26 protein-coding genes and 1 tRNA gene are annotated in these 24,042 nt (G+C 64.2%); 17 read left to right on the top strand and 10 right to left on the bottom strand.

Annotation, left to right across the window (positions count from 1 at the left end; all coding sequences use genetic code 11):
- The gene (locus ACE10W_RS24460; RefSeq protein ID WP_370204484.1) at positions 1 to 2,058 is read right to left on the bottom strand and encodes an ATP-dependent helicase; all 2,058 of its coding nucleotides are present in this window, start codon (positions 2,056 to 2,058) and stop codon (positions 1 to 3) included.
- Between the two features lie 128 nt (positions 2,059 to 2,186).
- Between ACE10W_RS24460 and ACE10W_RS24455 the strand changes: the two genes are divergently transcribed.
- Positions 2,187 to 2,777: a TMEM175 family protein gene (locus tag ACE10W_RS24455; RefSeq protein WP_028176002.1), complete on the top strand. Its 591-nt coding sequence runs from the start codon at positions 2,187 to 2,189 to the stop codon at positions 2,775 to 2,777.
- A gap of 14 nt (positions 2,778 to 2,791) precedes the next feature.
- Here ACE10W_RS24455 and ACE10W_RS24450 read toward each other — a convergent pair whose 3' ends face one another.
- Positions 2,792 to 3,166: a YciI family protein gene (locus ACE10W_RS24450; RefSeq protein WP_028176003.1), complete on the bottom strand. Its 375-nt coding sequence runs from the start codon at positions 3,164 to 3,166 to the stop codon at positions 2,792 to 2,794.
- Between the two features lie 202 nt (positions 3,167 to 3,368).
- Here ACE10W_RS24450 and ACE10W_RS24445 point away from each other — a divergent pair, with 202 nt between their 5' ends.
- Together ACE10W_RS24445 and ACE10W_RS24440 are read left to right on the top strand one after the other, a co-directional pair.
- On the top strand, positions 3,369 to 3,554 hold the full coding sequence (locus tag ACE10W_RS24445) for a hypothetical protein (RefSeq protein ID WP_027549099.1): 186 nt from the start codon (positions 3,369 to 3,371) through the stop codon (positions 3,552 to 3,554).
- 39 nt (positions 3,555 to 3,593) lie between these two features.
- Positions 3,594 to 3,797: a hypothetical protein gene (locus ACE10W_RS24440; protein WP_011088238.1), complete on the top strand. Its 204-nt coding sequence runs from the start codon at positions 3,594 to 3,596 to the stop codon at positions 3,795 to 3,797.
- A gap of 9 nt (positions 3,798 to 3,806) precedes the next feature.
- Here ACE10W_RS24440 and ACE10W_RS24435 read toward each other — a convergent pair whose 3' ends face one another.
- A complete protein-coding gene (locus ACE10W_RS24435; RefSeq protein WP_370204483.1) occupies positions 3,807 to 4,520 on the bottom strand; it encodes a substrate-binding periplasmic protein in 714 nt (237 codons plus the stop codon).
- A gap of 334 nt (positions 4,521 to 4,854) precedes the next feature.
- Between ACE10W_RS24435 and ACE10W_RS24430 the strand changes: the two genes are divergently transcribed.
- Both ACE10W_RS24430 and ACE10W_RS24425 read left to right on the top strand, forming a co-directional pair.
- A complete protein-coding gene (locus ACE10W_RS24430; protein ID WP_028176005.1) occupies positions 4,855 to 7,260 on the top strand; it encodes an ATP-binding protein in 2,406 nt (801 codons plus the stop codon).
- Between the two features lie 318 nt (positions 7,261 to 7,578).
- Positions 7,579 to 7,652: transfer RNA gene (locus tag ACE10W_RS24425), tRNA-Gly, on the top strand.
- Between the two features lie 715 nt (positions 7,653 to 8,367).
- On the opposite strand, the gene ACE10W_RS24420 is transcribed toward ACE10W_RS24425, so the two are convergent.
- The gene (locus tag ACE10W_RS24420; RefSeq protein ID WP_038967506.1) at positions 8,368 to 8,607 is read right to left on the bottom strand and encodes a hypothetical protein; all 240 of its coding nucleotides are present in this window, start codon (positions 8,605 to 8,607) and stop codon (positions 8,368 to 8,370) included.
- A gap of 295 nt (positions 8,608 to 8,902) precedes the next feature.
- Here ACE10W_RS24420 and ACE10W_RS24415 point away from each other — a divergent pair, with 295 nt between their 5' ends.
- Entirely contained in the window at positions 8,903 to 10,195 is a 1,293-nt protein-coding gene (locus ACE10W_RS24415) for a c-type cytochrome (RefSeq protein ID WP_182872573.1), read from the top strand.
- Between the two features lie 59 nt (positions 10,196 to 10,254).
- Here the strand turns inward: ACE10W_RS24415 and ACE10W_RS24410 are convergent, their stop codons facing one another.
- Together ACE10W_RS24410 and ACE10W_RS24405 are read right to left on the bottom strand one after the other, a co-directional pair.
- The gene (locus ACE10W_RS24410; protein WP_244651786.1) at positions 10,255 to 10,548 is read right to left on the bottom strand and encodes a hypothetical protein; all 294 of its coding nucleotides are present in this window, start codon (positions 10,546 to 10,548) and stop codon (positions 10,255 to 10,257) included.
- A 4-nt stretch (positions 10,549 to 10,552) separates the two neighbouring features.
- Positions 10,553 to 12,523 (bottom strand): 4Fe-4S binding protein, encoded by a 1,971-nt coding sequence (locus ACE10W_RS24405; protein ID WP_370204482.1) that lies wholly within the window; start codon positions 12,521 to 12,523, stop codon positions 10,553 to 10,555.
- Positions 12,524 to 12,674: 151 nt separating this feature from the next.
- On the opposite strand from ACE10W_RS24405, the gene ACE10W_RS24400 reads away from it, so the two are divergent.
- The 10 genes from ACE10W_RS24400 to ACE10W_RS24355 all read left to right on the top strand — a co-directional run bounded on the left by ACE10W_RS24400 (position 12,675) and on the right by ACE10W_RS24355 (position 21,885).
- The gene (locus ACE10W_RS24400; RefSeq protein ID WP_370204481.1) at positions 12,675 to 13,430 is read left to right on the top strand and encodes a biotin/lipoate--protein ligase family protein; all 756 of its coding nucleotides are present in this window, start codon (positions 12,675 to 12,677) and stop codon (positions 13,428 to 13,430) included.
- A 2-nt stretch (positions 13,431 to 13,432) separates the two neighbouring features.
- Positions 13,433 to 13,972 (top strand): DUF6505 family protein, encoded by a 540-nt coding sequence (locus ACE10W_RS24395; protein ID WP_028176011.1) that lies wholly within the window; start codon positions 13,433 to 13,435, stop codon positions 13,970 to 13,972.
- The gene (locus tag ACE10W_RS24390) at positions 13,969 to 14,976 is read left to right on the top strand and encodes a DUF6352 family protein (RefSeq protein WP_370204480.1); all 1,008 of its coding nucleotides are present in this window, start codon (positions 13,969 to 13,971) and stop codon (positions 14,974 to 14,976) included. The genes ACE10W_RS24395 and ACE10W_RS24390 overlap by 4 nt, the downstream gene beginning before the upstream one ends.
- On the top strand, positions 14,973 to 15,491 hold the full coding sequence (locus tag ACE10W_RS24385) for a DUF3305 domain-containing protein (protein ID WP_370204479.1): 519 nt from the start codon (positions 14,973 to 14,975) through the stop codon (positions 15,489 to 15,491). The genes ACE10W_RS24390 and ACE10W_RS24385 overlap by 4 nt, the downstream gene beginning before the upstream one ends.
- On the top strand, positions 15,488 to 16,114 hold the full coding sequence (locus ACE10W_RS24380) for a DUF3306 domain-containing protein (protein WP_370204478.1): 627 nt from the start codon (positions 15,488 to 15,490) through the stop codon (positions 16,112 to 16,114). The genes ACE10W_RS24385 and ACE10W_RS24380 overlap by 4 nt, the downstream gene beginning before the upstream one ends.
- 132 nt (positions 16,115 to 16,246) lie before the next feature.
- Positions 16,247 to 17,026, top strand: a complete 780-nt coding sequence (locus ACE10W_RS24375) for a molecular chaperone TorD family protein (protein WP_182871986.1) — start codon at positions 16,247 to 16,249, stop codon at positions 17,024 to 17,026.
- 29 nt (positions 17,027 to 17,055) lie between these two features.
- Positions 17,056 to 17,274 carry a twin-arginine translocation signal domain-containing protein gene (locus tag ACE10W_RS24370; protein WP_011088227.1) on the top strand — a complete coding sequence of 73 codons (219 nt, stop codon included), beginning with the start codon at positions 17,056 to 17,058 and terminating at the stop codon, positions 17,272 to 17,274.
- A 2-nt stretch (positions 17,275 to 17,276) separates the two neighbouring features.
- A complete protein-coding gene (locus ACE10W_RS24365; RefSeq protein WP_038967510.1) occupies positions 17,277 to 20,219 on the top strand; it encodes a formate dehydrogenase subunit alpha in 2,943 nt (980 codons plus the stop codon).
- Between the two features lie 12 nt (positions 20,220 to 20,231).
- On the top strand, positions 20,232 to 20,828 hold the full coding sequence (gene fdh3B, locus ACE10W_RS24360) for a formate dehydrogenase FDH3 subunit beta (RefSeq protein WP_011088224.1): 597 nt from the start codon (positions 20,232 to 20,234) through the stop codon (positions 20,826 to 20,828).
- A gap of 43 nt (positions 20,829 to 20,871) precedes the next feature.
- Positions 20,872 to 21,885, top strand: coding sequence for a formate dehydrogenase subunit gamma (locus ACE10W_RS24355; RefSeq protein WP_011088223.1), 1,014 nt, complete (start codon positions 20,872 to 20,874; stop codon positions 21,883 to 21,885).
- Positions 21,886 to 21,902: 17 nt separating this feature from the next.
- Here the strand turns inward: ACE10W_RS24355 and ACE10W_RS24350 are convergent, their stop codons facing one another.
- Positions 21,903 to 22,025: a hypothetical protein gene (locus ACE10W_RS24350; protein WP_256380430.1), complete on the bottom strand. Its 123-nt coding sequence runs from the start codon at positions 22,023 to 22,025 to the stop codon at positions 21,903 to 21,905.
- A gap of 114 nt (positions 22,026 to 22,139) precedes the next feature.
- Positions 22,140 to 22,454: a hypothetical protein gene (locus ACE10W_RS24345; RefSeq protein ID WP_011088222.1), complete on the bottom strand. Its 315-nt coding sequence runs from the start codon at positions 22,452 to 22,454 to the stop codon at positions 22,140 to 22,142.
- Positions 22,455 to 22,692: 238 nt separating this feature from the next.
- Between ACE10W_RS24345 and ACE10W_RS24340 the strand changes: the two genes are divergently transcribed.
- Entirely contained in the window at positions 22,693 to 22,947 is a 255-nt protein-coding gene (locus tag ACE10W_RS24340; protein ID WP_028176017.1) for a hypothetical protein, read from the top strand.
- Positions 22,948 to 22,999: 52 nt separating this feature from the next.
- Here ACE10W_RS24340 and ACE10W_RS24335 read toward each other — a convergent pair whose 3' ends face one another.
- Entirely contained in the window at positions 23,000 to 23,380 is a 381-nt protein-coding gene (locus ACE10W_RS24335) for a hypothetical protein (protein WP_244651782.1), read from the bottom strand.
- A 122-nt stretch (positions 23,381 to 23,502) separates the two neighbouring features.
- Positions 23,503 to 23,922 carry a hypothetical protein gene (locus tag ACE10W_RS24330; RefSeq protein WP_028176019.1) on the bottom strand — a complete coding sequence of 140 codons (420 nt, stop codon included), beginning with the start codon at positions 23,920 to 23,922 and terminating at the stop codon, positions 23,503 to 23,505.
- Between the last annotated feature and the right edge of the window lie 120 nt (positions 23,923 to 24,042).

Below are 24,042 nucleotides of genomic sequence, written 5' to 3'. Positions count from 1 at the left end.
TTACCGCCACATCCCGCGCATGCGCGCGCCGATGTCGATCTTCGGCCCTTGCGCCGCGGTACGGGCTCCGCCGGCGGCGGCTTTGGGCCAGGCGGTGCGCTCGAACAGATAGACCAGCTGCTCCGGGATGAAGCGGGTGCGCGAGGCGTAGACGTGGCGGTCGCCCTTGGCGGCCTGGCCGTGGGTGAAGAAGCGCTGCGGCACGACGAGATGGAGATCGTCTTTGGCGCGCGTCATCGCGACATAGAGCAGGCGGCGTTCCTCCTCGAGCTCGGCGCTGGTGCCGGCACCGAGATCGGAGGGCATGCAGCCGTCGACGACGTTGAGCACGAATACCGACTTCCATTCCTGGCCCTTGGCGGAATGGATGGTGGAGAGGATCAGATAGTCCTCGTCGCGGAGCGGTGGCCCGGATTTGTCGCTGGTCGCGTCCGGCGGATCGAGCGTGAGCTCGGTCAAAAACTTTTCGCGCGAGGCGTAGCCGCTCGCGATCTGCTCGAGCTGCATCAGATCGGCGCGACGCGTCTCGGACTCCTCGTGGATGCGGTCGAGATGCGGCTCGTACCAGAGCCGCACGCGCTCGAGATCCGCCGGCCATTCCGAATAGCGCAGATTCTGGGTCGTGCGGACGAAGTCGGTCCAGTCCGCGCCGGTGCGCGGCGGCACCGGGAGCTGGCCGAGTGCAGCAAGCGGATCGGCGCTCTCCGCCATCTGGTCGAGCACGCGCTGCGCGGTCGCGGGGCCGATGCCGGGCAACAGATGCAGGATGCGGAAGCCCGCAACGCGGTCGCGCGGGTTTTCGGCGAAGCGCAGCATCGCCAGCACATCCTTGACGTGCGCGGCGTCGAGAAACTTCAGCCCGCCGAACTTTACGAACGGGATGTTGCGGCGGGTCAGCTCGATTTCCAGCGGTCCCGAATGCGAGGACGTCCGGAACAGCACCGCCTGGTGCTTCAAGAGCGCGCCTTGCTCGCGGTTGGCCAGCACCTCTTCGACGATGTAGCGCGCCTGGTCAGCCTCGTCGTGCACGGTGACGAGTTGCGGCTTTCGCGCGGAGGTGCGGTCGGTCCAGAGGTTCTTGGTAAATCGCTCGCGCGCGAGCCCAATGACACCGTTGGCCGCCGCCAGTACGGCTTGCGTCGAGCGGTAGTTGCGGTCGAGCGTGATCATCTCGGCGCGGGGCGAGAAGCTTTGCGGAAACTCCAGGATGTTGCGCACGGTGGCGGCGCGGAACGAGTAGATCGACTGCGCGTCGTCGCCGACCACGGTGAGGCCGCGTCCGTCGGGCTTCAGCGCCAGCAGGATCGAGGATTGCAGGCGGTTGGTGTCCTGATATTCGTCGACCAGCACGTGATCGAAGCGGCCGCCGATCTCTTCGGCGATCAGCGCGTCGCTCATCATCTGCGACCAGTAGAGCAGGAGGTCGTCGTAATCGAGCACGTGCTGGGCCTGCTTGGCCTCGACGTAAGCCGCGAACAGGCCCTTCAGCTCGGCGGCCCAGCCCACGCACCAGGGATAGTGCTGTCCCAGCACCTTCTCGATCTCCATCTCGGCGTTGACGCAGCGGGAGTAGATCGACAGGCACGTGCCCTTGGCTGGAAAGCGGCTCTCGGTCTTGGACAGGCCGCGCTCGTGCCGAACCAAATTCATCAGGTCGGCGGAATCCTCGCGGTCGTGGATGGTGAAGGCGGGATCGACGCCGATCCGCTCGGCATATTCGCGCAAGAGGCGCGCGCCGATGCCATGGAACGTGCCGGCCCAGGTCAGCGCATCGCGCATGATCGCGGCGTTGTTCTCCCCGAGCACCTTTCGGGCGATCCGCTCGACGCGGCCGGCCATCTCGGCCGCGGCGCGGCGCGAGAATGTCATCAACAGGATGCGGCGCGGATCGGCACCCGCAACGATCAGATGGGCGACGCGATGGGCCAGCGTGTTGGTCTTGCCCGAGCCGGCACCGGCGATGACGAGCAGGGGCGCGCCGACGGTCGCGCCATCGGCCACGCCATGCTCGACGGCGCGGCGCTGCTCCGCATTGAGCGTGTCCAGATATGTTGCCACGAATCGCCCCGGTGAAACCGTGAGATTCGGCGATCTGCTCGCGAATCGCAATGCGGCTGGACGGAACCTTATTTAGCACCTAGGGAAAAGACGGCCCAAGGTTCCAGCCCGAGAAGAGCGCGCCCGGCATGACCGAGCTCAAGCCCGACCAGTTCGAGATGCGGCGGCTGGAGTCGCTCAGCAACACCATCTTTGGTGTCGCCATGACGCTCCTGGCCTACGATCTGCCCAAGGCCGCCGTCTTCACCGGCGCACCCGGCTGGAGCGATCTCGCCCATGTCTATTCCGGCAAGCTTGCCGGCTTTGCGCTCAGCTTCATCATCGCCGGGGTGTTCTGGATCAGCCATCACCGGCGGCTGGCGCGCCAGCCGGTGGGCAGCCGCGGCGCGGTGATCCTCAACCTGTTCTTCCTGCTCTCGATCGTGCTGCTGCCGGTGACCAACGGCCTCTATACCAACTACGCCATGAGCAGCGCCGTTGCCGTGCTCTACGGCTTGCACCTAACCGCGATCGCCGGCCTCAATGCCTGGCTGTGGTGGACGATCCTGGGCGGCTGGCGCCATGAGATCATGGCATCGCTGTTTCCGCTGCTCGTGTTCATCCCGGGCACGATCGTGGCGGCGTTTGCGCCGCACGTCGCACCCTTCGTGTGGTTCATCGCCTTCGGCGGCCTGCTGATCCAGCGCTTCTACAGTGCGCAAACCGAACCGGATGCGTAAGGTGGTCGCTTCCCTTATGTCGCGCCGAACCCGTCGGCCGGCACATAAAGCTTGACCGGGCGGATTTCGTAGACCGCACTCGGATTGACCTGACGCAGCTTCCGTGCCGCCGCGATCGCCTCGTCATCCGTGTCGTATTCCACGAGGTGGAAGCCCAGAAGCTGCTCCTTGGTCTCGGCAAACGGGCCGTCCATCACCACGCCCGCGCCGGGGCCGCGCAAGGTGCGGGCCTTTCGGGTCTCGTCCAGACGGGCGGCCGGCCCAAGGTGTCCGCTTGCCCTGAGGGGCGCCTGAACCTCGATGACCTTGGCCACGACCGCGGCGTCCTCCTCCGGAGTCCAGGACAAGATCTCGTCTTCCACGTGATAGGCCAGGATGGCGTAGAGCATCGTCACCTCGTTTTTTTTGCTGCGCGGGTCCAAAGGACGTATCACGACGCCCCGCGCCGACAATCCCCGAGCGCAAAATATTGCGTCGTGCAGGCCTCGACGAAACCGTCCTGAAACCCGATTACCGCCTTGCGGTGTGAACGCTGCCTAAAGCCGAGGCGACTGATGGCCACAAGAACACGGAAGGCCATCGGAGGCGGCAATGTCGGGTCACACCATCAAGATCATCTGCGACGCACGGCGGGCGGCACAATCGGAGCCCGCCGATTTGCACGACCAGAGCGGTCATCACCGCTATTACGGCAGCTCGGCCGAGAACGGCGGCGAACGCATCGTGGAGAGCCGCCGCGGCAAACGCCCGCGCGCGGTCAATGTCTGTGGCTTCTGAAGCCTTTTCTGAAGCTTTGGGCGAGACCGGTCTCCGCTGATGGGTGTCCTGCAAATATCGGTTGCCGCGCTGCCGTTCCTGGTCTCGCTGGCGAGCCGGAGCAGCAAGGCGATCGCGCCATGCCTGCTCGCGAGCATCTTCACAGTGCTGCTCGGCGAGGAGCCTCACCGGGCGGTCTTGGCCTGGTGTGTTGGCGTGCTGATCGCCGCTGTGGCGTTACGCGAACGGCTTCGCGCGACCTGAGCGGCGCTGTTACGGCGCGCTCAGGACCTGCTTGACGAGGACCTCACGCAGCGCCGCCAGCTCGCCGCTCGCCTCCATCTGCGCGATCACCTTGCCGACCTTCGGCACCAGATCGCGATGACGTTCGTGCAGGTAGTGGTAGATGTGGATGCGCTCGAGCGGCGGGGAGAGCGGGTAGATCCTGGCCTGGAGATTGAGCTTCCTCACCGCGACGAGTCCACTGAAGAGGTCGGTGACCATCACGTCGAAACGGTCGGCATCGAGCATCTGGATCATGTTCTCGAGGCTGGTGGTCGCCGTGACACGGGCCATGTCGCGGGTGCCGGCCTCCGATGAGCCGACGCCGCGGACGATGCCGATGTTGTAGTCCCTGATCGAATTCCAGCCGGCGACGTCGAAACGCAGTTTCGTCGTGAACACCGTGGGCTCGATGTAGTTGATCGCCGGCGTGACCTGGATCAGCGTCGGGTAGTCGCGCGAGAGCGTTCCGATCCGCTGGATTTCGCCGTCGACCTCGCCGGCGCTCGACAGCGCGAGTGCCCGCTTGCCGGGGACGTCCTCGAATTCGAGCTTGATGCTGAGCTTGGCGTAGACGGCCCGCAGCATTTCGCCGCCGACATATTGATCGGGGATGTCCGCGATGCGCGCCAGCCGGATCAGCTCCTGCGCCTGCGTTGGACCGGCTGCGAGCAACGACAGGCAGGCGATGGCCATCCGCCACATCACGCGTCTCCTTGGTCGTGCCTTGCTACCACTGGATTCGGAGGCCCGCGCGATCTACCGGGAGTGGCGCGCGCCTGCGCGCCAGCCGCAACGGCCATCACTCGCCGCCATGCCGGCGACTCCGGACTTTAACCGATGTTATTCTAGCACGCGAAGTGATAGTTTGCGCCGGAATCCTGCTGCTGGGCGCAAGATATGACCCCGCCGACCTCAAGCCGCCCATGGGCCGACAGGAATCGCCACGCGCATCGCGTGGAGGGGAAGTCTCAACGATCGAATTGCTCGCGACCGCTGCCGGCCGGAGCAGGATGCCGCCATTCCGGGGACGTGGTGCATGGGCAACGCAGGCGACGAGGATTCCAAGCGCGGCCGCGCCGTTGCCCCGGCGGCCGCGAAGCAGGATTTGAGCGGGATCGGCGCCGCGTTTGCGCCGGCGATGATCGGTGCGTTGCTGTCGCGGATTTTCAACTGGTCGCGCAGCGGCGTCGGGCCGCGCCTCCTGGCCGCCGTGCTGCTGTTCTCCTCAATCGTCACGCTGATGCTGACCGCGCTTCAGCTCTATCTCGACTATGACCGCGAGGTCGGCGTCATCGAGACGCGGCTCGACGAGATCGGCCGGAGCACCACCGGCAGCCTCGGCGAAAGCCTGTGGAATCTCGACCAGAACCAGCTCAAGCTCCAGCTCGACGGCATCCTGCGGCTGCCCGACATCCGCGCCGCCGAGGTGCGCGAGATCGCTGATCGCCCCAATCCGGTCCGTGTCGCGGTCGGCGAGCCGAACACCCGTTCGATCGTCACGCGCGATTACCCGCTGAACTACTCCGTGCAGGGCGCCGCGCGCCCGATCGGCGTGCTCCATGTCGAGGCGACGCTGAGCGAGGTCTATCAGCAATTGCTGCACCGTGCCCTGATCATCCTGGCAAGCCAGGCGGCGAAGACGTTCCTCGTCTCGCTGTTCATCATCTACATGTTCCATCTCCTGGTGACGCGGCACCTTGTTGCCATCGCCGACTTCGTCAGCAAGTACAGCCTGGTGCGGCCGCCGCCGCCTTTGCACCTGGAGCGCCGGCCGCCCTACGATGCGGACGAACTGGACAAGGTGATCGACGCCTTCAACGCCATGTGCGCCAATCTCGAGCGGGCCTATGGCGAGCTGCGTGAGGCCAATACGAATCTCGAGCGCGACCTGAAAATCCGCCAGCGCGCCGAAGGCGACGCGCGCGCGAGCGAGCAGCGCTTCCGCGACTATGCCGAGACCGCGTCCGACTGGTTCTGGGAGACCGGGCCGGATCATCGGTTCACCTACATATCCGACCGCGCAGGTGCCTTCGGCATGGACCATAAGGCGCTGATCGGCAAGCGCCGCACCGATGCCGCCTTCGACCACGACGCCGAGCCGGAGAAATGGCGCGCGCACATGGCGGTGCTGGATCGCCACGAGCCGTTCCGGAAGTTCGAGTATCGCGGCCGCGATATGACCGGACGCGTGCGCCATTTCAGCGTCAACGGCCAGCCGGTATTCGCAGCCGACGGACGCTTCATGGGTTATCGCGGCTCCGCCACCGACCTCACCGAGCAGCACGAGACCGAGGAACGGCTTCGCCAATCCCAGAAGATGGACGCGATCGGCCAGCTCACCGGCGGCGTCGCGCACGACTTCAACAACGTGCTCACCGTCATCACCGGCACCATCGAGATCATCCAGGAAGGGCTTGCGGACAGGCCCCAGTTCGCCGCGATCGCGCAGCTCATCGACGATGCGGCCGCGCGTGGCGCCGAGATCACCTCGCAGCTGCTGACCTTTGCGCGCCGCCAGCCGCTGGAGCCGCGCGAGATCGACGTCAACGCCCTCGTGGTCGAGACGGCGAAGCTGCTGAAGCCGATCCTGGGCGAGCATATCGAGATCGTGACCCGGCTCGCGGACGACGCCTGGTCCGCGATGGCGGATCCGTCGCAGCTCTCTTCAGCGATCGTCAATCTCGCCGTCAACGCGCGTGACGCGATGCCGGACGGCGGCAGGCTCACGCTCGAGACCGCGAACCGGGAGCTTGACGGCGTGCGCAGCGACGGCGACGTCATTCGCGGCGCCTTCGTGATGATTGCGGTGACCGACACCGGTCACGGCATCCCGGCCGACATCCGCGAGCGCGTGTTCGAGCCGTTCTTCACCACCAAGGGGGTCGGCCGCGGCACCGGGCTTGGGCTGAGCATGGTCTACGGCTTTGCCCGCCAGACCGGCGGCACCGTCGCGATCGAGAGCGAGGAGGGACAAGGCACGGTGATGCGGTTGTTCCTGCCGCGATCGGAGGGCGAGGCGGCAACCAGGACGGGATCGGCTCAGGCGCCCGCCGCGGCGCGCGGGCACGAGACGATACTCGTGGTCGAGGACGATCCGCTGGTGCAGGGCTATGTCATCGCCCAGCTCGGCAGCCTTGGCTATCGCACGCTCGTGGCCGGCGACGGCGCAGCCGCCCTCGCGCTGGTCGACCAGGGCGCCAGTTTCGACCTGCTGTTCACGGACATCATCATGCCCGGAGGCATGAACGGGCGGGAACTGGCCGAAGCCGTCCGGCTCCGGCGGCCGGGGGCGAGAGTGCTCTACACCTCCGGCTATACCGACAACACCATCGTCCACGAAGGACATCTCGATCCCGGCGTGGCGCTGCTTCAGAAGCCATACCGGAAGTCGGAGCTGTCGCAGAAGATTCGCGAGGTGCTTGCGGGCGAGCCGGCCGCCTGAGCGGCGCCCGCCCACGAAAAAGGCGCGGCGGGGAGGCCCCGTCGCGCCCGATTTCGTGCTCGCTGGTCCAGGGCTGAGAGCGCCCCGATGCCAAGCCTTGTTCAAAGCTTAGCGGGCGATCCCAGCGAGGTGACAGCGCTTGAGATAAGACACTGGATCACCTCCTTTCGTTGGTTTCGGGAGACTCCAATATAGGGCGAAATACCCGCGTCGTTAAGAGGTGGGGCGGGCGGCCGGGAACAAGCCCTTCGCGAAGCGGGAAAGACCGATCCGGGGCAGTTGAGGCCGCCGCGCGGCCGTGTTAGGGGAACGCGAGATGCGGGTGTAGCTCAATGGTAGAGCAGCAGCCTTCCAAGCTGAATACGAGGGTTCGATTCCCTTCACCCGCTCCAATGTTTTCAATGGCTTAGCGCGTCAAGAGTTTTCCATTCTGACAAGTCGCGCATTCTCATTCTGACGAACGTCCACTCTCCTTTCGCTGGTCTTGCGCGGCGGTTGATGCGTTTCATTTGCGCATCTGCTTGCCTTCATCGTCGTCATGCAGATCGTGCGCCATGGCCGCTGCGCGAGGTGTGCATCGAAAGGTCAAGAAAGGTCTATTGAACGCAAATGTCAGCAGTCCTTCCACGGCGCACCAGATGAGGGGCAGCCGCCCCGGCGATGATCAAGAGATGATCAAGAGATGATCAAGAGAAAGAGAGATGTGAGAGATCTCACACGGGAACTTCGAGTCTTGCACTAGTCAGAGCTTCGACTCTCTCAGAACCAACGGAGGTTCGCGTGAAGCTCCTGATGATCTCTGGCTTGGCCGTGTTCGCGGTTTTCGTGGCCGCGACGAATATGCTGCGATCGCATCCATTACCGGTAAGTCGCACATCGGTAGCAGGGATGCCGGTGCAAGAGATGCAAAGACAAGCGCAACAAGGCAAACTGCCGGTTGAAGATTTCGTAGATCGATCTCTTGTGTTTCCAAGGGGAACACAGGAGTAGACGCGTCTCAACCAATCGTGGCCGAGCTGGACGTCTTGGTCGGCTCGTATGTTCTCGAACGGCTATGCGCCAGCGGCTGGTCGGGTCGCGAGCGCAGCAATTGTCGCAGGCGCTGTCTCAAGGACCCATGAAAATCGGGTTGATCCCGATGGGATCGCCGAGCAGTCCCAGGGATTGAAGCTGCGCGCTGTGGATATCGATTTCAAGGACAGCCAAGAGCAGCGCTAACACGACGGCGATGTAGACGAGCAGTGCCGACGCATCCTGGCTGTCGGGATCGCGATTTCGCGGCGGCGACGCGCGAAAGTGCCACAACCGCGCGATGAGCTGCAGATAGGCTTTCGGGTGTACTTGCATGTCCGGCCTCGCTCTCTGAGGCGCCTTTCGCAAGACTGCGACCACGTCGATCGCCAATCAAGGCGCCGCTTGTCGCACCTGGAACCGAATATGAGCTACCCCCGTTGAGCTGGATCAAATGGGTGCGCTTTTGCCCAGAGGCCAGGCCAGTCGGCCACGGACACGCCACGGAAGATCTCCACAGAACGATCGCCGGCAAGAAGCGCGGGACGTCACGGGACGGCATTTGGCCATGGTGCAAAGGCCGGGCAAAATGGCACGGTGGGTGCTTTGCTGTGAGTGTCTCCGACGGCCAATGGATTTGACCTTGCGTCTCGCCACCGCCCTTCTGACGGCATCGCTGCTTCTTCCACTGCGGCCCGCGCAGGCGCAATTGGCGGGGCACGGCGGGCCTGTCCGCGCAATCGCCGTTTCGAGCGATGGTAAGACGGTTTTGTCGGGGAGCTTCGACACGGCAGCGATCCGATGGTCCCTGGCAACCGAGTCGGCCGAGCAGGTCCTTCGCTTCCATTCGGGTGCGGTGAACGCGGCTGCCTTCCTTGGAGACGGACGAATGGCAACGGCTGGTGCGGACGGCCAGATTGCGATCTGGACGGCGGGCGGACTGCAGCCAGACCAGGTTCTCGAAGGTCATACAGGACCCATTGTCGGACTCGTCGTCTCGCCCGATACATCGAAGCTCGCGTCGGCCTCGTGGGACCACACCGTGCGGATTTCATCCCTGTCCGATGGTGGGACGCGCGTGCTGCAAGGTCACTCGCAAAGCGTGAACGGTGTGGCCTTTGCCCCCGATGGAAAATCGCTGGTGAGCGTTGGCTACGATCTGACGGTGCGGATCTGGCCCTTGGCAGGCGGCAGCCCCGAGATCGTTGCGATGCCGGCGCCGCTGAATGCCGTCGCCATCTCGCCTGATGGCGAAATCGTCACCGGCGCGGCAGACGGGAAGCTGCGCATGATGACCGCCGATGGCAAGGAGAACGGCGAGGTCATGGCTGGCGCCAGGCCGATCGTGGCCCTGGCGATCTCGCAAGACGGGGCTTTGATCGCCACGGGGGCAATTGACGGCACCGTTGCGATCGTCGATCGCAAGGCGCGCAGCGTGATGCGCACGCTCGCCGGGCTCGGCGCGCCGGTCTGGTCGGTCGCGTTCCTGCCCGATGGCGCGACGCTCCTGACGGGCGGTGCTGACGGCAAGATCAGGCGCTGGAATGCACTGACCGGCGCGGCGATCGGGTCGAACGTGCTGGGCACGCCGGCGGATCCGCTCGCTGCCTATGTCGGCGATCACGGCGCCGAAATGTTCAGGGCCTGCGTTGCCTGCCATACATTGTCGGAGAATGAGGTACAGCGTGCCGGGCCGACGCTTGCGGGGCTCTTCGGCCGGAAGATTGCCTCGCTGCCGGGCTATCGGTTCACCGACGCGCTCAAGGCGATGGATATCGTCTGGACGCCGGAGACCGTGTCAAAACTGTTCGAGATCGGGCCGAACGCCTACACGCCCGGCACCAAGATGCCGGAGCAGCGGATCGGCTCGGCCGAGGATCGCCGCGCGCTCACGGACTTTCTGGCGCGTGCGACGTCGAAGTAGCCCGCAGCAACGCCTTGCGCGTCTTCAAGCGAAGGCGGCAAGGTCTTGATGTCAACGCCCTAATAGCCCGGCCATCGCTCCACGGGAATATTCGTCAGATCCGGGTTCTCCTCGAGCATGCGAGCCACGTTGACGCTGGGACGTTCCTTGAGTGCCGTCACGACACACTGATTGACGTATGTCCGGCGTGACAGCCACTTGATCTTCTTGCCCTTTGCCTCGGCCTTGCAGGCGACGATCGCCTGCTTGAGCGCGACCTTTTCCGCCTTGGCGAGGGCGGCGGCCTCGACGGCTGTGCCAGCGAGCGCCGTGATGACGAGGCATGTCCAAAAAACCATCATGAAACGAGGCATACGGCTAGTCCTTGTTCTCGCGTTGACGCAGATAGTCGTCCGTCGTCCGCGGTGGCGCGCGTTCCGGAACGTCCTGGATCGGATCGAACTGCTGTTCGCTCATGACAATGACGCGGCAATCGGCGCACATCCGCAAGGCCTCGGTCCGGCGGTCCCCGGTGGGATACATCCAATGGTGCCCCTCGAGCTTCGTCGCGATCCGATCGATCGTGCTCTTCACGCCGAAGGGCGTGCCGCAGCGGACACACAGGGCCGGTTCTTCTTCCTTGATCACTTGCGCCTGGGCACGCCTTGCCCGGAAGTCGATCTGCGGGGTGAGCGTGATGACCTTCTCAGGACAGGTGCTCTGGCACAGACCGCACTGCACGCAGGCGTCCTCCACGAATTTGAGGACGGGACGCTCGGGATCGGCGCGAAGCGCGCCGGTCGGGCAGGCCGAAACACAGGACAAGCATAGCGTGCAACCGCCGGTGTCAACGGTGATCGCACCGATCGGTGCGCCCTCGGGCAAGGCGATCACGTCGACCGGCGTGGGCGCGAGGCGATGCAATTCACTCAGGCCAAAGCGAAGCAGGTCGCCGCGCTTGCCGACCGTCCGGAAAGTCGCAGGATTGTCGAGGCCGGCGAGGGGACCAATCCCCGTCAGTTGGTCAGCTAGCGTGTCGGGATCGTCAGTTTCGATCGTGGCCACGCGTCGGCCCTCAAATCCGAGCCCGGCGAGAATGGTCTCGGCCATGACGATCGTCTGCAGCAATCCGGTCACGCCGTGTCGCGGCTTGGCGCGCAGAAGAAACCGCACGGCCGCCGCGCCATAAGCGAATGCGCCGATAACGGCCTCCAGGCCGACCTGCGTCAACTCGTTGACGGCGAGGGGCAGCACGTTGGCTGGCAATCCGTCGCCATGACGGGCGAGCGCATCGATCAGCGGGGTGCCGTGCGCGCCGTCATGCAGCAGCAGCACCGGATGCGTGCCGCCAGCTTCGCGATAGGCGAGCAACATGGCGCGAAGCATCTGCAACTGGGTGTCGGCGGGCGGCAGCGCGTAGGATGCAGCACCCGTGGGGCAGGCGGCCGCGCATTGCCCACAACCTGCGCAGACGTATGCGTTGACGGCGACATGGTCGCCGTCCGGCGTAATCGCGCCGGTCGGGCATAAGTCAAGGCAGCGATGGCATCCGGTCAGCTTCGAGCGCGAATGCGCGCAGAGGCTGGGCGTGAAGTCGACATATCTCGGCTTGTCGAAACTGCCGACGAGGTCGCGGGCGGCCAGCACAGCGCGCAGCACCGCCGCCGGATCTCTCGGATCGGCGCGGAGATAGCCGTCCCGCAGGTCGTGCGCCGGAAACAGCGGTGGCTCGCCGGAGAGGTCGAGCACCAGATCGCAGCGCGAGGTCGCCCCGTTGCGCGGGGCCTCGAACACGAAGCGGTCGCGCGAAGAGGGGCGCGGTTGCGCGTAGTCGTCGATCGTGAGCTCGAATGCGCCAAAATGTCCCCGCGCGTTGCGGATCTTGCCTTTTACGATCGGAAACACTGCCGTGGCAGGCGGCGTAACGTCTGCCGGCTGCATGAGCATGACCGTGACGTCGAGATGGTCTGCGAGCAGGCGCCCGGCTTCGATCGCGGCCTCGTCGCGCCCATAGATCAGGATGATGCCGTCACTCGACAATGTGACCAGCGGAAAGTCCTGTGCGGGAATTGCGGCCGCCGCAAGCAGCGCCGCCATCTTCGCGCCCGCATTCTCACCGTCGCGCGACCAGCCCGCCGTCTCGCGGATGTTGACGAAGGTGATCCCGTCAGGGCGTTCGCCCATCTCATGGGTGAATTGCGCAGCCTGCTGCGTGCAGGCGACCGTCAGCGGGCCATCCGCCTTTGCCGCGTTGCGGAAATGATCGAGCTCCGCGCCGCAGAGATGGCGAAAGCTTCTGATCTCGCAATTGGGGCATCCACGCCGGATCGCGGCCGTGTCGAGGCGCATCGTGTCTTCACACGAGCAGATCAGGACGGTCTTCGCTGGCTGCTCCAGGTGAATCCCTCCGTCAGTGCGGCGCCGACTTACGGACTCGCGCCGTTCCTGCACCTCGTATAGATTTTCACTATTGGGAAGAAAAGGAAAGTGGAGGACGGCCTTGCGGTCGACCCCGATCAACTACGTTTCCCTGGTAGAACCGATCCAGCTGCCGCCGCCCTTCACGCTCGTCCGGCTGCGGGAGAGCGGAGACGCCTTTGCCCACGCTTGCGGCATTGCACCCAAGTGCGGCGCCGGCACGCTGGTGTGCGTCGGGCGGTTCGATCTCGCCGAATTCGCCGTGGTGCTCGAGCCAGGCGAACCTTTGAGCACCGCGCGGCGCGCCTTCTACGCCGGCATGGTCGCGCTCACCGACGCTCTTCGCGCCTATGCCCCGCCCAACAAGACGGTTGCGATCGGCTGGCCCGGCTCCGTCGAGATCGACGGCGGGCTGGTCGGCGGGGGGCGGATGGGGTGGCCATCGTCCGCGCGCGAGAATGAGCCGCCCGCCTGGCTGGTGTTCGGCGCCATGATCCGGACGGTGGCAATGGCCGATCAGGGGCCCGGCGTTCATCCGCTCGCGTCCGCGCTGGATGAGGAGGGGTTCGGCGAAGCGGGCGCCGTGCAGGTGACCGAGAGTTTTGCCCGGCACCTGATGCGGGCGATCGATCGTTGGCAGGTCGATGGCTTTGACAGCGTCGCACGCGATTATCTCAGCCGGGTTCCCCGTGAGCGGCGAACCGTCCTCAGCATCGACGAGAGCGGCGATCTCCTCACGCGCCAGGTCGGTACCGGCAAGGTTGAGCGGAGCGAGCTCGTCAAGGCGCTCGCCAGGCCATCCTGGCTCGATTCGAAGCTCGGAGGGCCAAGGACGTGACTGTGAAACTGCTGCGCGCCATCGCGCTCGATCCCTCCGACACCTTCGTGTTCGACGCGGCGGCAGAGCCCGGCGAATGGGCCGTCTCCGGCGCGTTCCGCTTCTGCGACCAGGATCCGGCGACGTTGAGCGGCAAGGCGCGCGCGGCGTTCCGCAGCGGCTTCCTCGGGGTGCAATCCTGGGGCTGGTCGACGCTGGTGCAGATCGTGCCGGCAACGGAGAGCGATTGCCGGGCGCTGATCGAGCTCCTCGCCGGACAACTCATCGATCGTTTCGGCGCGCCGGATCCGGCAACCGCGCGGACGGCCGCCGAAGAGGAGGTCGCCTTCGTGCGGTCGCTCTGCACGCATCCGATCAGTTCGCTCATTGCCGTCCACCGCTCGGTGAGCGACGGCGAAGTCCGCGAGTCGTTCCGCAGGCTGCAGCTGCGGCAAGGGCAGGGGCACGGCAAGGCGTTCTCGTTCATGGAAGCCGAGGATGATGTCGAACCCGACAGCAATGTCAGGCTTGCCGATATGAGCCAGGAGCCGCAGCATCGATGAATGATTTCTGGATCGCATGCGGCCACCATCTGCTCGATCGCGAGGCGGGCGGCGGGCTTTGCGTCACCGACGAGTTCCTGAAGGTCTATTTCGTCAGGCCCGAGCTGATTCCACCGGACGAAGCATGCCCGGTCGAGCGGCGGCTGCACCGCGAGCTGCTGGCCGCTCCCCGCCGGGCGGTCAGTGCGGACGAGATCGCAGCGATTGTCGATGCGGATGCCCGGGAGAACTGGCAGTTCGTGCTTGCCGTTCGCGATCTCCTGGTGCGGCACCCGACCCTGGAGGCCGCCTATCTTGCGACCGTCCGGTCGGGGGGAAACGGATTGCCGCCGCTGTTCGTCAATCAACTCGTGCATGTCATCCTGCGCAATGCGCTGGATGGCTGCGATGACCCTTTCGTGCTGCGCGCCGCCGAGCTGTTCTTCCGCCCACAGCGCATCCTGCCGCATGAACGGGCCTTGCTGCTCGGCGATGAGGAGGTCGTCGGTGGGCAGAGCCCGACCCCGGTGCTCTCGCTGATGTCGATGCTCGGGGCCGTGACCGATGCCGAGCTGGACGTCTTGAACGAGGATAACGCCGACGACTATTGGCACCGAAGCGACCATTTCGACATGGCTTTCGATCTCACCGCGGGCGGGCGCGGGCCGAGGGCGCTGGCGCAGGCGATGGCGCGCTGGATCTCCCATCTGCTCGGGATCGACGTCTGCATTGAGCCGCTGCGCGAACTGCGTGATGCGCGGCTCACCTGGTATGTCGGGCTCGACGCCGATGCGACCAGGCTCGGCGACCGCCTCTGGCATGGCGAGCAACTCGACGACCGCAGCGCCGGCCGCGTGCTTTCATTGTTCCGCCTGACGTTTGCAGATACGAGTGCGGTCGCAGACGAGATGCAGGGAGAGCCCGTCTATCTCATCCTGTCGATGAACTCCGATCAAAAGCTCCGGATGAAACCGCAGAATTTGCTGACGGGGCTGCCGATCAAGCACCTGGAGAGGGTAACGTGAGCCCGGCTGCGCTGCCGCTTGTGCGCATCCCCGTCGGTATCGTGGTCGGACGGTACAAGGCGGACTCGCCGTGGACCGACTTTATCTGGCGCGCCGTCGCCGTGCTGCCGGACGAGCCGGACACAAAGTCCTGGACGGTGCTCCGTGAGGAGGGCGGTGGGACGACGCTGTTCTATGCCGGCAGCACTATGGTCGATCTCTACAGTTCCGAGACGGCGCGCTATCGCGACAATCTTGCTACGGGTCGTCCGAGCATCTGGACAGTGTTGTCGCCTGCGGAAGGCACCTGGCCCTATTCGGTGGCTGCCGCCACCGCCGATCCTGCGGAAGGCGAGGCGTTCACCGGGGCCGCTGCGAATCTGGTCGAGGCCGTGCCCATGCCGGACGTGCTGCGTGAGCAGATTGAAAGCTTCGTTGCCGAGCACCACGTCGAACGGGAGTTCTTCAAACGGAAGCGGCGGCAGGCCGATCCGGAGGCACTGGCGCGCCGGCAGCATGAAGGCGGACACGAATGAGTGAGGATAGGTTCCTGACGCGCTGGTCCCGTCGCAAGCAGCACGCAAAGGCGAACCCGACGCAATCGGATCCGGCAAAGCGCGACGACATGCCGTCGGCACTGCCGCCCACCGCGAAGGATGACGAAGCGGAGTTCGCCCCCTCGAGCCTGCCTTCGATCGACCTGATCACGTCGGCGACCGACATCAAGGCGTTCTTGCGCAAAGGGATTCCGCAGGAGCTGACGCGTGCGGCGCTTCGTCGCGCCTGGAGCGCTGATCCCGCCATTCGCGACTTCGTGGGGCTTGCCGAAAGCGCGTGGGACTTCAACGATCCGACCGCGATGCCGGGCTTTGGTCCGCTGGATTGTTCGGAAGCAGAACTGGCCGCGTTCGTGGACAGAATCGTCGGCGGCGTCAGCAAGTCAGTCGAGACGCTGTCCGAGACTCCGGTTGAAGTCACGGATTCTTCGCGGGAATTGCGCCAGGCCGAGAGATCGAATGTCGAGGTCGTCGCCGAAGAAGCTGCGCCCACCAAGCCCGCACCTGTTCCTGCTGCAGCGCAACTAACGGTCCCTGAAAGCACTGAAAGCGAACACCTGTCGCTTCCCCGTCGCCCGCATGGCGGCGCGCTGCCCCGCTAGGGCTCCCCGACGAAAGGCCATAGCCTCAGACTATGTGATGCGATTGACCCTCCGCTGGGCCGGGATTACGCTTCGTCTAGCGCTTTGTAGCAAAAGCAAAATCAGCACCCGGGACTTGGATGGGAGGTCCACGTGCGTGATGATGGCCTTGAGCGAGCCATTGACGCCGCCGGCGGCGTTGCTGGGCTTGCGCGCAAAATCGGCATTAGCCAACCCTCCGTTTCGAACTGGAACCAGGTGCCCGCGCAACGGGTGATTGCGGTCGAAGCGGCGACCGGCGTATCGCGCAAAGACTTGCGGCCTGATCTGTACGGCGAGCCGTTTGTGTCCAATGAGCTGATTGAACCCGTCGATGCGGCGCGTGCGCAGGAATATCTGCTGCTCGCGACGCTCTTGTCCGCAGCACCGTCAAGAAGGCTGCTCGATCAACTGGCCGCATTGACCGGTGATGCGACGCCACTCGGGCGCGCGCATGCTGGGCTGGCCGCGGCCGCCGCCAATGCAGTCGCAACGCAGGTCGAACGCGAATATTTCGATCTGTTCGTCGGTCTCGGCCGCGGCGAGCTCTTGCCCTATGCCTCCTACTATCTGACCGGATTCCTCAACGAGCGGCCGCTGTCGCGCCTGCGCGCCGATCTCGCCGCGTCCGGGATCGAGCGCGCCGCGAATAATTCGGAGCCGGAAGATCACGCCGCCATCCTGTGCGAGATCATGGCGGGTTTCGCGGGAGGCCGCTTCCCTGCGTCGTTCGAGGCGCAGCGCGCATTCTTTGTCAAACACGTCGAGCCCTGGATAGGGCGGCTGTTCGCCGACATCGAGGGCGCGGAGAGCGCCGTCTTCTATCGTGCGGTCGGCGCGCTCGGTCGCGCCTTTATCGAGATCGAGGCGGAGGCATTCACGTTCGCCAACTGACCTGCACCGGCGGGTCCAGGAGAGATGCGATGAGTGAAGACAGGAAAGCCACAGTCGGGCGTCGCGATTTCCTGCGCAAGGTCGGCGCCGGCACGTTGGGCGCCGGCGCGACGCTCGCGACACCGCTGGTCGGGTCCGCGCAGGCTGATAGCGAAACCAACGATGAGAAGCGCAAGGCGCGCTACAAGGAAACTGATCACGTCAAGGCTTTCTATCGCGTCAATCGTTATCCGGCCAAGGGAGGTTGACCGTGCTGATCAAGCGAGCAAACCAGCGTTCCCTGCGCCATGGTTCCGTTGCCGAGTCCCTTGCAGGGCAGGGCGGCGGTCTCGACCGCCGCAGCTTCTTGCGCAAATCCGGTCTCGCCGGTGGCGCGCTCGCCGTGCTCGGCACGCTGCCGGTCGGCGGCGTGCGCAAGGCGGAGGCGGCGATGGCCGGTCCGCTCACCGCGGGTGCGAGCGTCCGCAAGAGCGTCTGCACGCATTGCTCGGTTGGGTGCACGGTGACTGCCGAGGTCCTGAACGGGGTATGGATCGGCCAGGAACCGAGTTGGGATTCTCCGATCAATCGCGGCTCGCATTGTGCCAAGGGCGCATCCGTGCGCGAGCTCGTGCACAGCGAGCGACGGTTGCGCTATCCGATGAAGCTCGTCGGAGGGCAGTGGACCCGCGTGTCCTGGGATACCGCAATCAACGAGATCGGCGACAAGCTTCAAACCGTACGTGAGAAGTCAGGCCCCGATTCCGTCTATTGGCTTGGCTCGGCCAAGATGACCAATGAAGGCGCCTACCTGTTCCGCAAGCTTGGCGCATTCTGGGGAACCAACAATACCGATCATCAGGCCCGCATCTGCCATTCGACCACCGTCACCGGCGTCGCCAACACCTGGGGCTACGGCGCGATGACCAACAGCTTCAATGATATCCGCAATGCGAAGACGCAGGTCGTCCTGGGCGGCAATCCGGCAGAGGCGCATCCGGTCTCGCTGCAGCACCTGCTCGAGGGCAAGGAACTGCAAAAGGCCAACTTCGTCGTCATCGACCCGCGCCTGACGCGCACCGCCGCGCACGCGACGGAATATGTGCGGATGCGGCCGGGCACCGACATCCCCGTGCTTTACGGCATGATGTGGCACATCCTCCAGAACGGCTGGGAGGACAAGGAGTTCATCCGGCAGCGGGTCTACGGGTTCGACGACCTCCGCAAGGAGGTGGAAAAGTGGAATCCGGAAGAAGTCGAGCGCGTCACCGGCATTCCCGGCGAGCAGCTCAAGCGCGTCGCCAAGATGTTTGCCACCGAAAAGCCGGCCACGCTGATCTGGGCCATGGGCCAGACCCAGAAGACCGTCGGCACCGCCAACGTGCGTGCCAGTTGCATCCTGCTGCTGATGACCGGCAATGTCGGCGGCGCGGGCATGGGAGCCAACATCTTCCGTGGCCACGACAACGTCCAGGGCGCGACCGACGTCGGGCTCGATATCGTCACGCTGCCGTTCTACTACGGCCTCGCCGAGGGCGCCTGGAAGCACTGGTCGCGGGTTTGGGAGGTCGACTACGACTTCCTGAAGTCGCGGTTCGATTCCAAGCAGATCATGGAAACCCCCGGCATCCCGCTGACCCGCTGGTTCGAGGCGGTGACGCTGCCGAAAGATCAGGTCGCGCAGAAGGACAATGTGAAGGCGGTGTTCGTGCAGGGACACGCCTCCAACAGCATCACCCGTATTCCTGAATCCCTCAATGGCCTGAAGGCGCTGGAGCTGCTCGTCATCGCCGATCCGCATCCGACGACCTGGGCCTCGCTCGCAGTCGAGGCGGGACGCAAGGATGGTGTCTACATTCTCCCGGTCGCCACCCAATTTGAGTGCAAGGGCTCTCGCGTCGCCTCCAACCGCTCGCTGCAATGGGGCGAGCAGATTGTGAAGCCGGTGTTCGAGTCGAAGGATGATCTCGAAATCATCTACCTGCTGGCCAAGAAGTTCGGCTTCGCGGACCAGATGTTCAAGAAAATCAAGGTCGAGAACAATCTTCCTGAAGCAGAGGATGTACTTCGCGAGATGAACCGCGGCAGCTGGTCGACCGGCTATTGCGGGCAATCGCCCGAGCGCCTCAAGGCGCACATGAAGAACCAGGCGAAGTTCGACATGCTGACGATGCGGGCGCCGAAGGACGATCCCGAGGTCGGCGGCGACTATTACGGCCTGCCCTGGCCATGCTGGGGATCACCGGAGGTCAAGCATCCCGGAACGCCGCTGCTCTACAATACCAATCTGCACGTGATGGATGGCGGCGGCACGTTCCGGCCGCGGTTCGGCATCGAGCGCGAGGAGAAGCTGCCGGACGGCACGACGCGTAAGGTGAGCCTGCTCGCGGACGGCTCGTACTCGCTGGGGTCGGGCATCCAGGACGGCTATCCGGAATTCACGCTCGCGAGCCTGAAGAAGCTCGGCTGGGACACCGAGCTCACCGAAGCGGAAATGGCCGTGATCAACAAGGTCAACCCCGCCACTCCGGACGCAGTGTCGTGGTCGCTCGACCTGTCGGGCGGCATCCAGCGCGTCGCGCTGGCGCATGGCTGCGTTCCCTATGGCAACGGCAAGGCGCGCATGAATGCCTTCGGCTTGCCCGATCCCATCCCGGTTCACCGCGAGCCGATCTACACGCCGCGCGTCGATCTCGTCGCCAAATACCCGACGCTGCCCGACGCCAAGCAGTTCCGGATGCCCAATATCGGCTTCTCCGTGCAGAAGGCTGCGGTGGAGAAGGGAATTGCAAAACAATTCCCGCTCATCCTGTCGTCCGGCCGCCTGGTCGAATATGAGGGCGGCGGCGAGGAGACCCGGACCAACCCGTGGCTCGCCGAATTGCAGCAGGACATGTTCATCGAGATCAATCCCGCCGACGCCGCCGAGCGCGGCGTCAAGGACGGCGGCTGGGTCTGGGTCACGGGTGCCGAGAACAATTCCCGGGCGAGGATGAAGGCGCTCGTCACGGAGCGCGTCGGCAAGGGCGTTGCCTGGATGCCGTTCCACTTCGGTGGCTGGCTGGCGGGCAAGGACCTTCGCGGCAACTACCCGAAGGGCACCGACCCGATCGTGCTCGGCGAAAGCGCCAACACGATCACCACCTACGGATACGATCCCGCGACGAACATGCAGGAAACTAAGGTCACTCTCTGCCAGATCGCGGCGGCATAAGGAGCAACGACGATGGCACGTATGAAGTTTCTCTGCGACGCCGACCGTTGCATCGAGTGCAACGCCTGCGTCACGGCCTGCAAGAACGAGCACGAGGTCCCCTGGGGCATCAACCGCCGCAGGGTCGTCACCATCGCCGATGGCAAGCCGGGCGAACGATCGGTCTCGATGGCTTGCATGCACTGCACGGATGCGCCGTGCGCGGCAGTGTGCCCGGTGAACTGTTTCTATACCACCGCCGATGGCGTGGTCCTGCACTCCAAGGATCTCTGCATCGGCTGCGGCTACTGCTTCTACGCCTGTCCGTTTGGCGCGCCGCAATATCCGAAGGTCGGCAATTTCGGCTCGCGCGGAAAAATGGACAAATGTACCTATTGCGCCGGCGGACCCGAGGCCGATGGCAGCAAGGAGGAATACGAGAAATACGGTGCGAACCGCCTGGCCGAGGGCAAGCTGCCGCTGTGTGCCGAGATGTGCTCGACCAAGTCGCTGCTCGCCGGCGACGGCGAGATCATCGCCCAGATCTATAAGGAGCGCGTGCTGAAGCGCGGCTACGGCTCAGGAGCGTGGGGCTGGAAGACCGCCTATCGCGAGACGATCGAGTCCTGAAGCAGGCCGCGGGCGACGCGGCACAGATGCCGAGGAGAAGTCCATGTCCTCATTTGCAAGGTTCATTCGACCAACCATCGGCGCGTGGGCGTTGCTTCTGTTGATCATGGCAGCTCCGGCACCGTCGCTGGCCCAGCAGATCAATCCGACGGCGAGCTCGGTCAATGAGCGCCAGTTGCTCCAGGAGATGGATCGGATCCAGGGACGCGTCAGCATCCCCGACCAGCGCTCCAGCGTGCTGATACAACCTGCTGGCCGCGAGTGGCGTGAATTCCGCAACGTTGTGCTGCGGTGGATCGGCGGCGTTGCTGTGCTCGGCATGCTGGCGGTGCTGGTGATCTTCTATTTGACACGCGGCATGATCCGCCTCGAAAGCGGACGATCCGGCCGCACCATCGTACGGTTCAACACCTTTGAGCGCTTCGTGCACTGGATGACCGCGACCTGCTTCGTTATCCTGGCGATCTCGGGGCTGAACATCACGTTCGGGCGGCCGCTGCTGCTTCCGCTGATCGGATTTGACGCCTTCTCCGATTGGTCGCAATGGGCGAAATTCGCGCACAACTACCTGAGCTTTCCCTTCACGATTGGTGTCGTGCTGATCTTTCTGATGTGGATCGGCGGCAATATCCCCAACAAGGTGGATCTGGAGTGGATCAAGCGCGGCGGCGGCCTGATCGGTCACGATCATCCGCCGGCTCGCCGCTTCAACGCGGGGCAAAAGGGGATCTACTGGATTGTTGTGATCGGCGGTGGTCTCGTCGCCGCGACCGGGTATCAGCTCATGTTCCCATTCTACGTGTCGGGAATCGAGGGCATGCAGATTGCCCAGATCGTTCACTCCGTCGTGGCCGTGCTGTTTATCGCCGCGATGCTCGCTCACATCTACATCGGCACAATCGGGATGGAGGGGGCTTTCGAGGCGATGGGATCAGGTGAGGTGGATGTCAACTGGGCGCGCGAGCATCATAGCCTGTGGCTCGACCAGGAGTTGGCACGGAGCGGACCGAACGATTCTCAGCCGCGGCCTCGCCATGCTGCGTCGGCAGCCGAATAGAGCTGACGGAGCATTGCTTAGAGACGCACGCCTGTCGTCGCAAAGGCCTCTGCGACGGGTTGCTGTATGCTGTCGAGAACGGCAACTCCAGCCGCCGCGATTACGATCGTCGCAACACAGGCAAGGATGAAAGCCTTCATCGCGATCCCTCCTCGCGAGTATTATACAGGACGTCTGGCCGCGAATAAACGCTGTGGTTGGGCAGGTTCGCCTTGTTCACCTGTAGAACCCAAAACGCTCGCGGCGTCTTGATACTAGATGTTGGATTCGAAACCGGTGTTTCGTGTCTCCGCAGCGCGTTCGAGATCCCAGGCCCGCTGCAGGCGCTCGGCGCTTGTCGACTTCAATATGGCGGCCCAGGCGTTGCCGAGTGCCTTGATGCCGTCGTGCAGACTGGCAGCGTTTCCGACCGACCAATCAGGCAAGCCCATGGGAACGCTTATCGACCAGGACCAGCTGTCTCCGGACCGATGTACGTTGCCGATCACATGCCCCTCATAGAGGACGACGTAGTGGTCCTTGACGTCCGGCCACCGAAGCTTGGCATTGAGGGAAATAGATTGTTTCATGAACAATGCTTGTGTGTAAGGCGAGTGGGCAAATCACTTCGAATGCAATGCCCTGAACGCGCTCGCGATCGACGCGTCCGGTCAACAACTTCCAAAAGAGGCCCACGCACCAGGCGAATGGCCTCGTGATATCGTGTCTGGCCGCTTGCCGAGGAGGGGAATGCCGGGACGACCGAAGTTTCCGAGCTTGATCCCGACCCGTCGGTTTGACACTATGCCGACATATTCGGAGAAAGTCATGTACAAGTCATGTTTTGTTGCGATCGCAACCGCCGTCTGCTTGTACGCATCGCCCGTCAGCGCTCAGGGGCCGTACCCCTTCGGTGATGAACCGTATCGGCTGAACTGGTATCCCGATCCCGAGATCGCGGCTGGCTGCTGGAAATGGAATTGGCAGCAATACCAGTGGGACAACTATTGTCCGGTCTACGTCCGTCCCAAGGCTTACATGTACCCGCGAGCGCGGGCGGTGGCCGTTCGCGCGAAGGGCTAACGGGCGGGGCCGGTGCACGGCGCCTTGCGGAGGCGCCGCTCGGTCCTATCGATCAGTAGTTCTCGATCGTGCAGGCGATCTGGCTGTGCTTGCCGAAATTGAGCAAGGCATTGCCGCGGAAGCCGTCGACCCAGACGCCGGGACCGGCATAGCGGTATCCGACTCCCATCGGGACCAGGCGCACATGCACGCCGCCGGAGTGGCTCGTATGCAGCGATGCGGTCACAACCTCACCGGCAATGGACACCGCGATCGGGCACAGGGGGTATTGCCTGCCGTTCTCGCAGGTGAAGACGAGTTCCGAGCAGCTGCCGATCGCGCTCGGTGAGGCCCGCAGGGCCATGTCGGCGGCGGTGGCTGCGCCGGGATTGGCGGCCAAGCCGCCTCCGATGAGAATGGCTGCAGTGAGACTCTTGGCCATCAAATTGCGCATCGTTGCCCCCAATGGATTCTTAAAATCACCGGCTAACAGAGCAAAAATCCCTAACAGCGTCAAACCGCAATGAATGGCAACACGGCCGGCGGCTTGATCAGCATCGTGAAGAGGTCGCGCGCCTAGATCTTCTGCTGCGCTCCGGGGCCGGCAACGTTGATCGTGATCTTCTGAATTTCCGTCCGACCGCCGGCATATTTGACCTCGATGGTCAGAACGTCGTCGCCGATGAAGTCGGGCTGCGACCTGTAGAACGCGACATAGGCGGGCACTTCCAGCGCGAGGCATGACTTGTAGTTGGTGGCTTTCACCTTCGCCGACTTGACCGTCACCTTCCCGGATGCGGGCGCATTGACCAGGCGGATCGTCGGCAGGGGACCTGACGTGCAATCGGGTAGTACGTTGATGAAGACGCCGACCCGCGTGTCCTTATTGGGGGCGGATTTGACCGTTCGCTCGACGGGAGACAATGCGTCCTCGGCCAAGGCTGGTGCGACGAACCCAGACAACATTGCGATGCCTGCGGACAATAATACCCTCATTGGTGCTCTCCCGCTTACCGGGTTTTCCCGGTCAGTTCGCTGCAAGATGCTCAATCTAAATGCCTTTTCGGCGCCCGGTGTCCCGATTAGCCAATTTACCACGGCGCACCAAAAACCCCT

This window comes from Bradyrhizobium sp. B025 (genome assembly GCF_042257955.1).
GTDB classification, from domain to species: domain Bacteria; phylum Pseudomonadota; class Alphaproteobacteria; order Rhizobiales; family Xanthobacteraceae; genus Bradyrhizobium; species Bradyrhizobium diazoefficiens.
The sequence above is the reverse complement of the archived record's forward strand: the minus strand, read 5'-3'. Positions and strand labels throughout refer to the sequence as shown.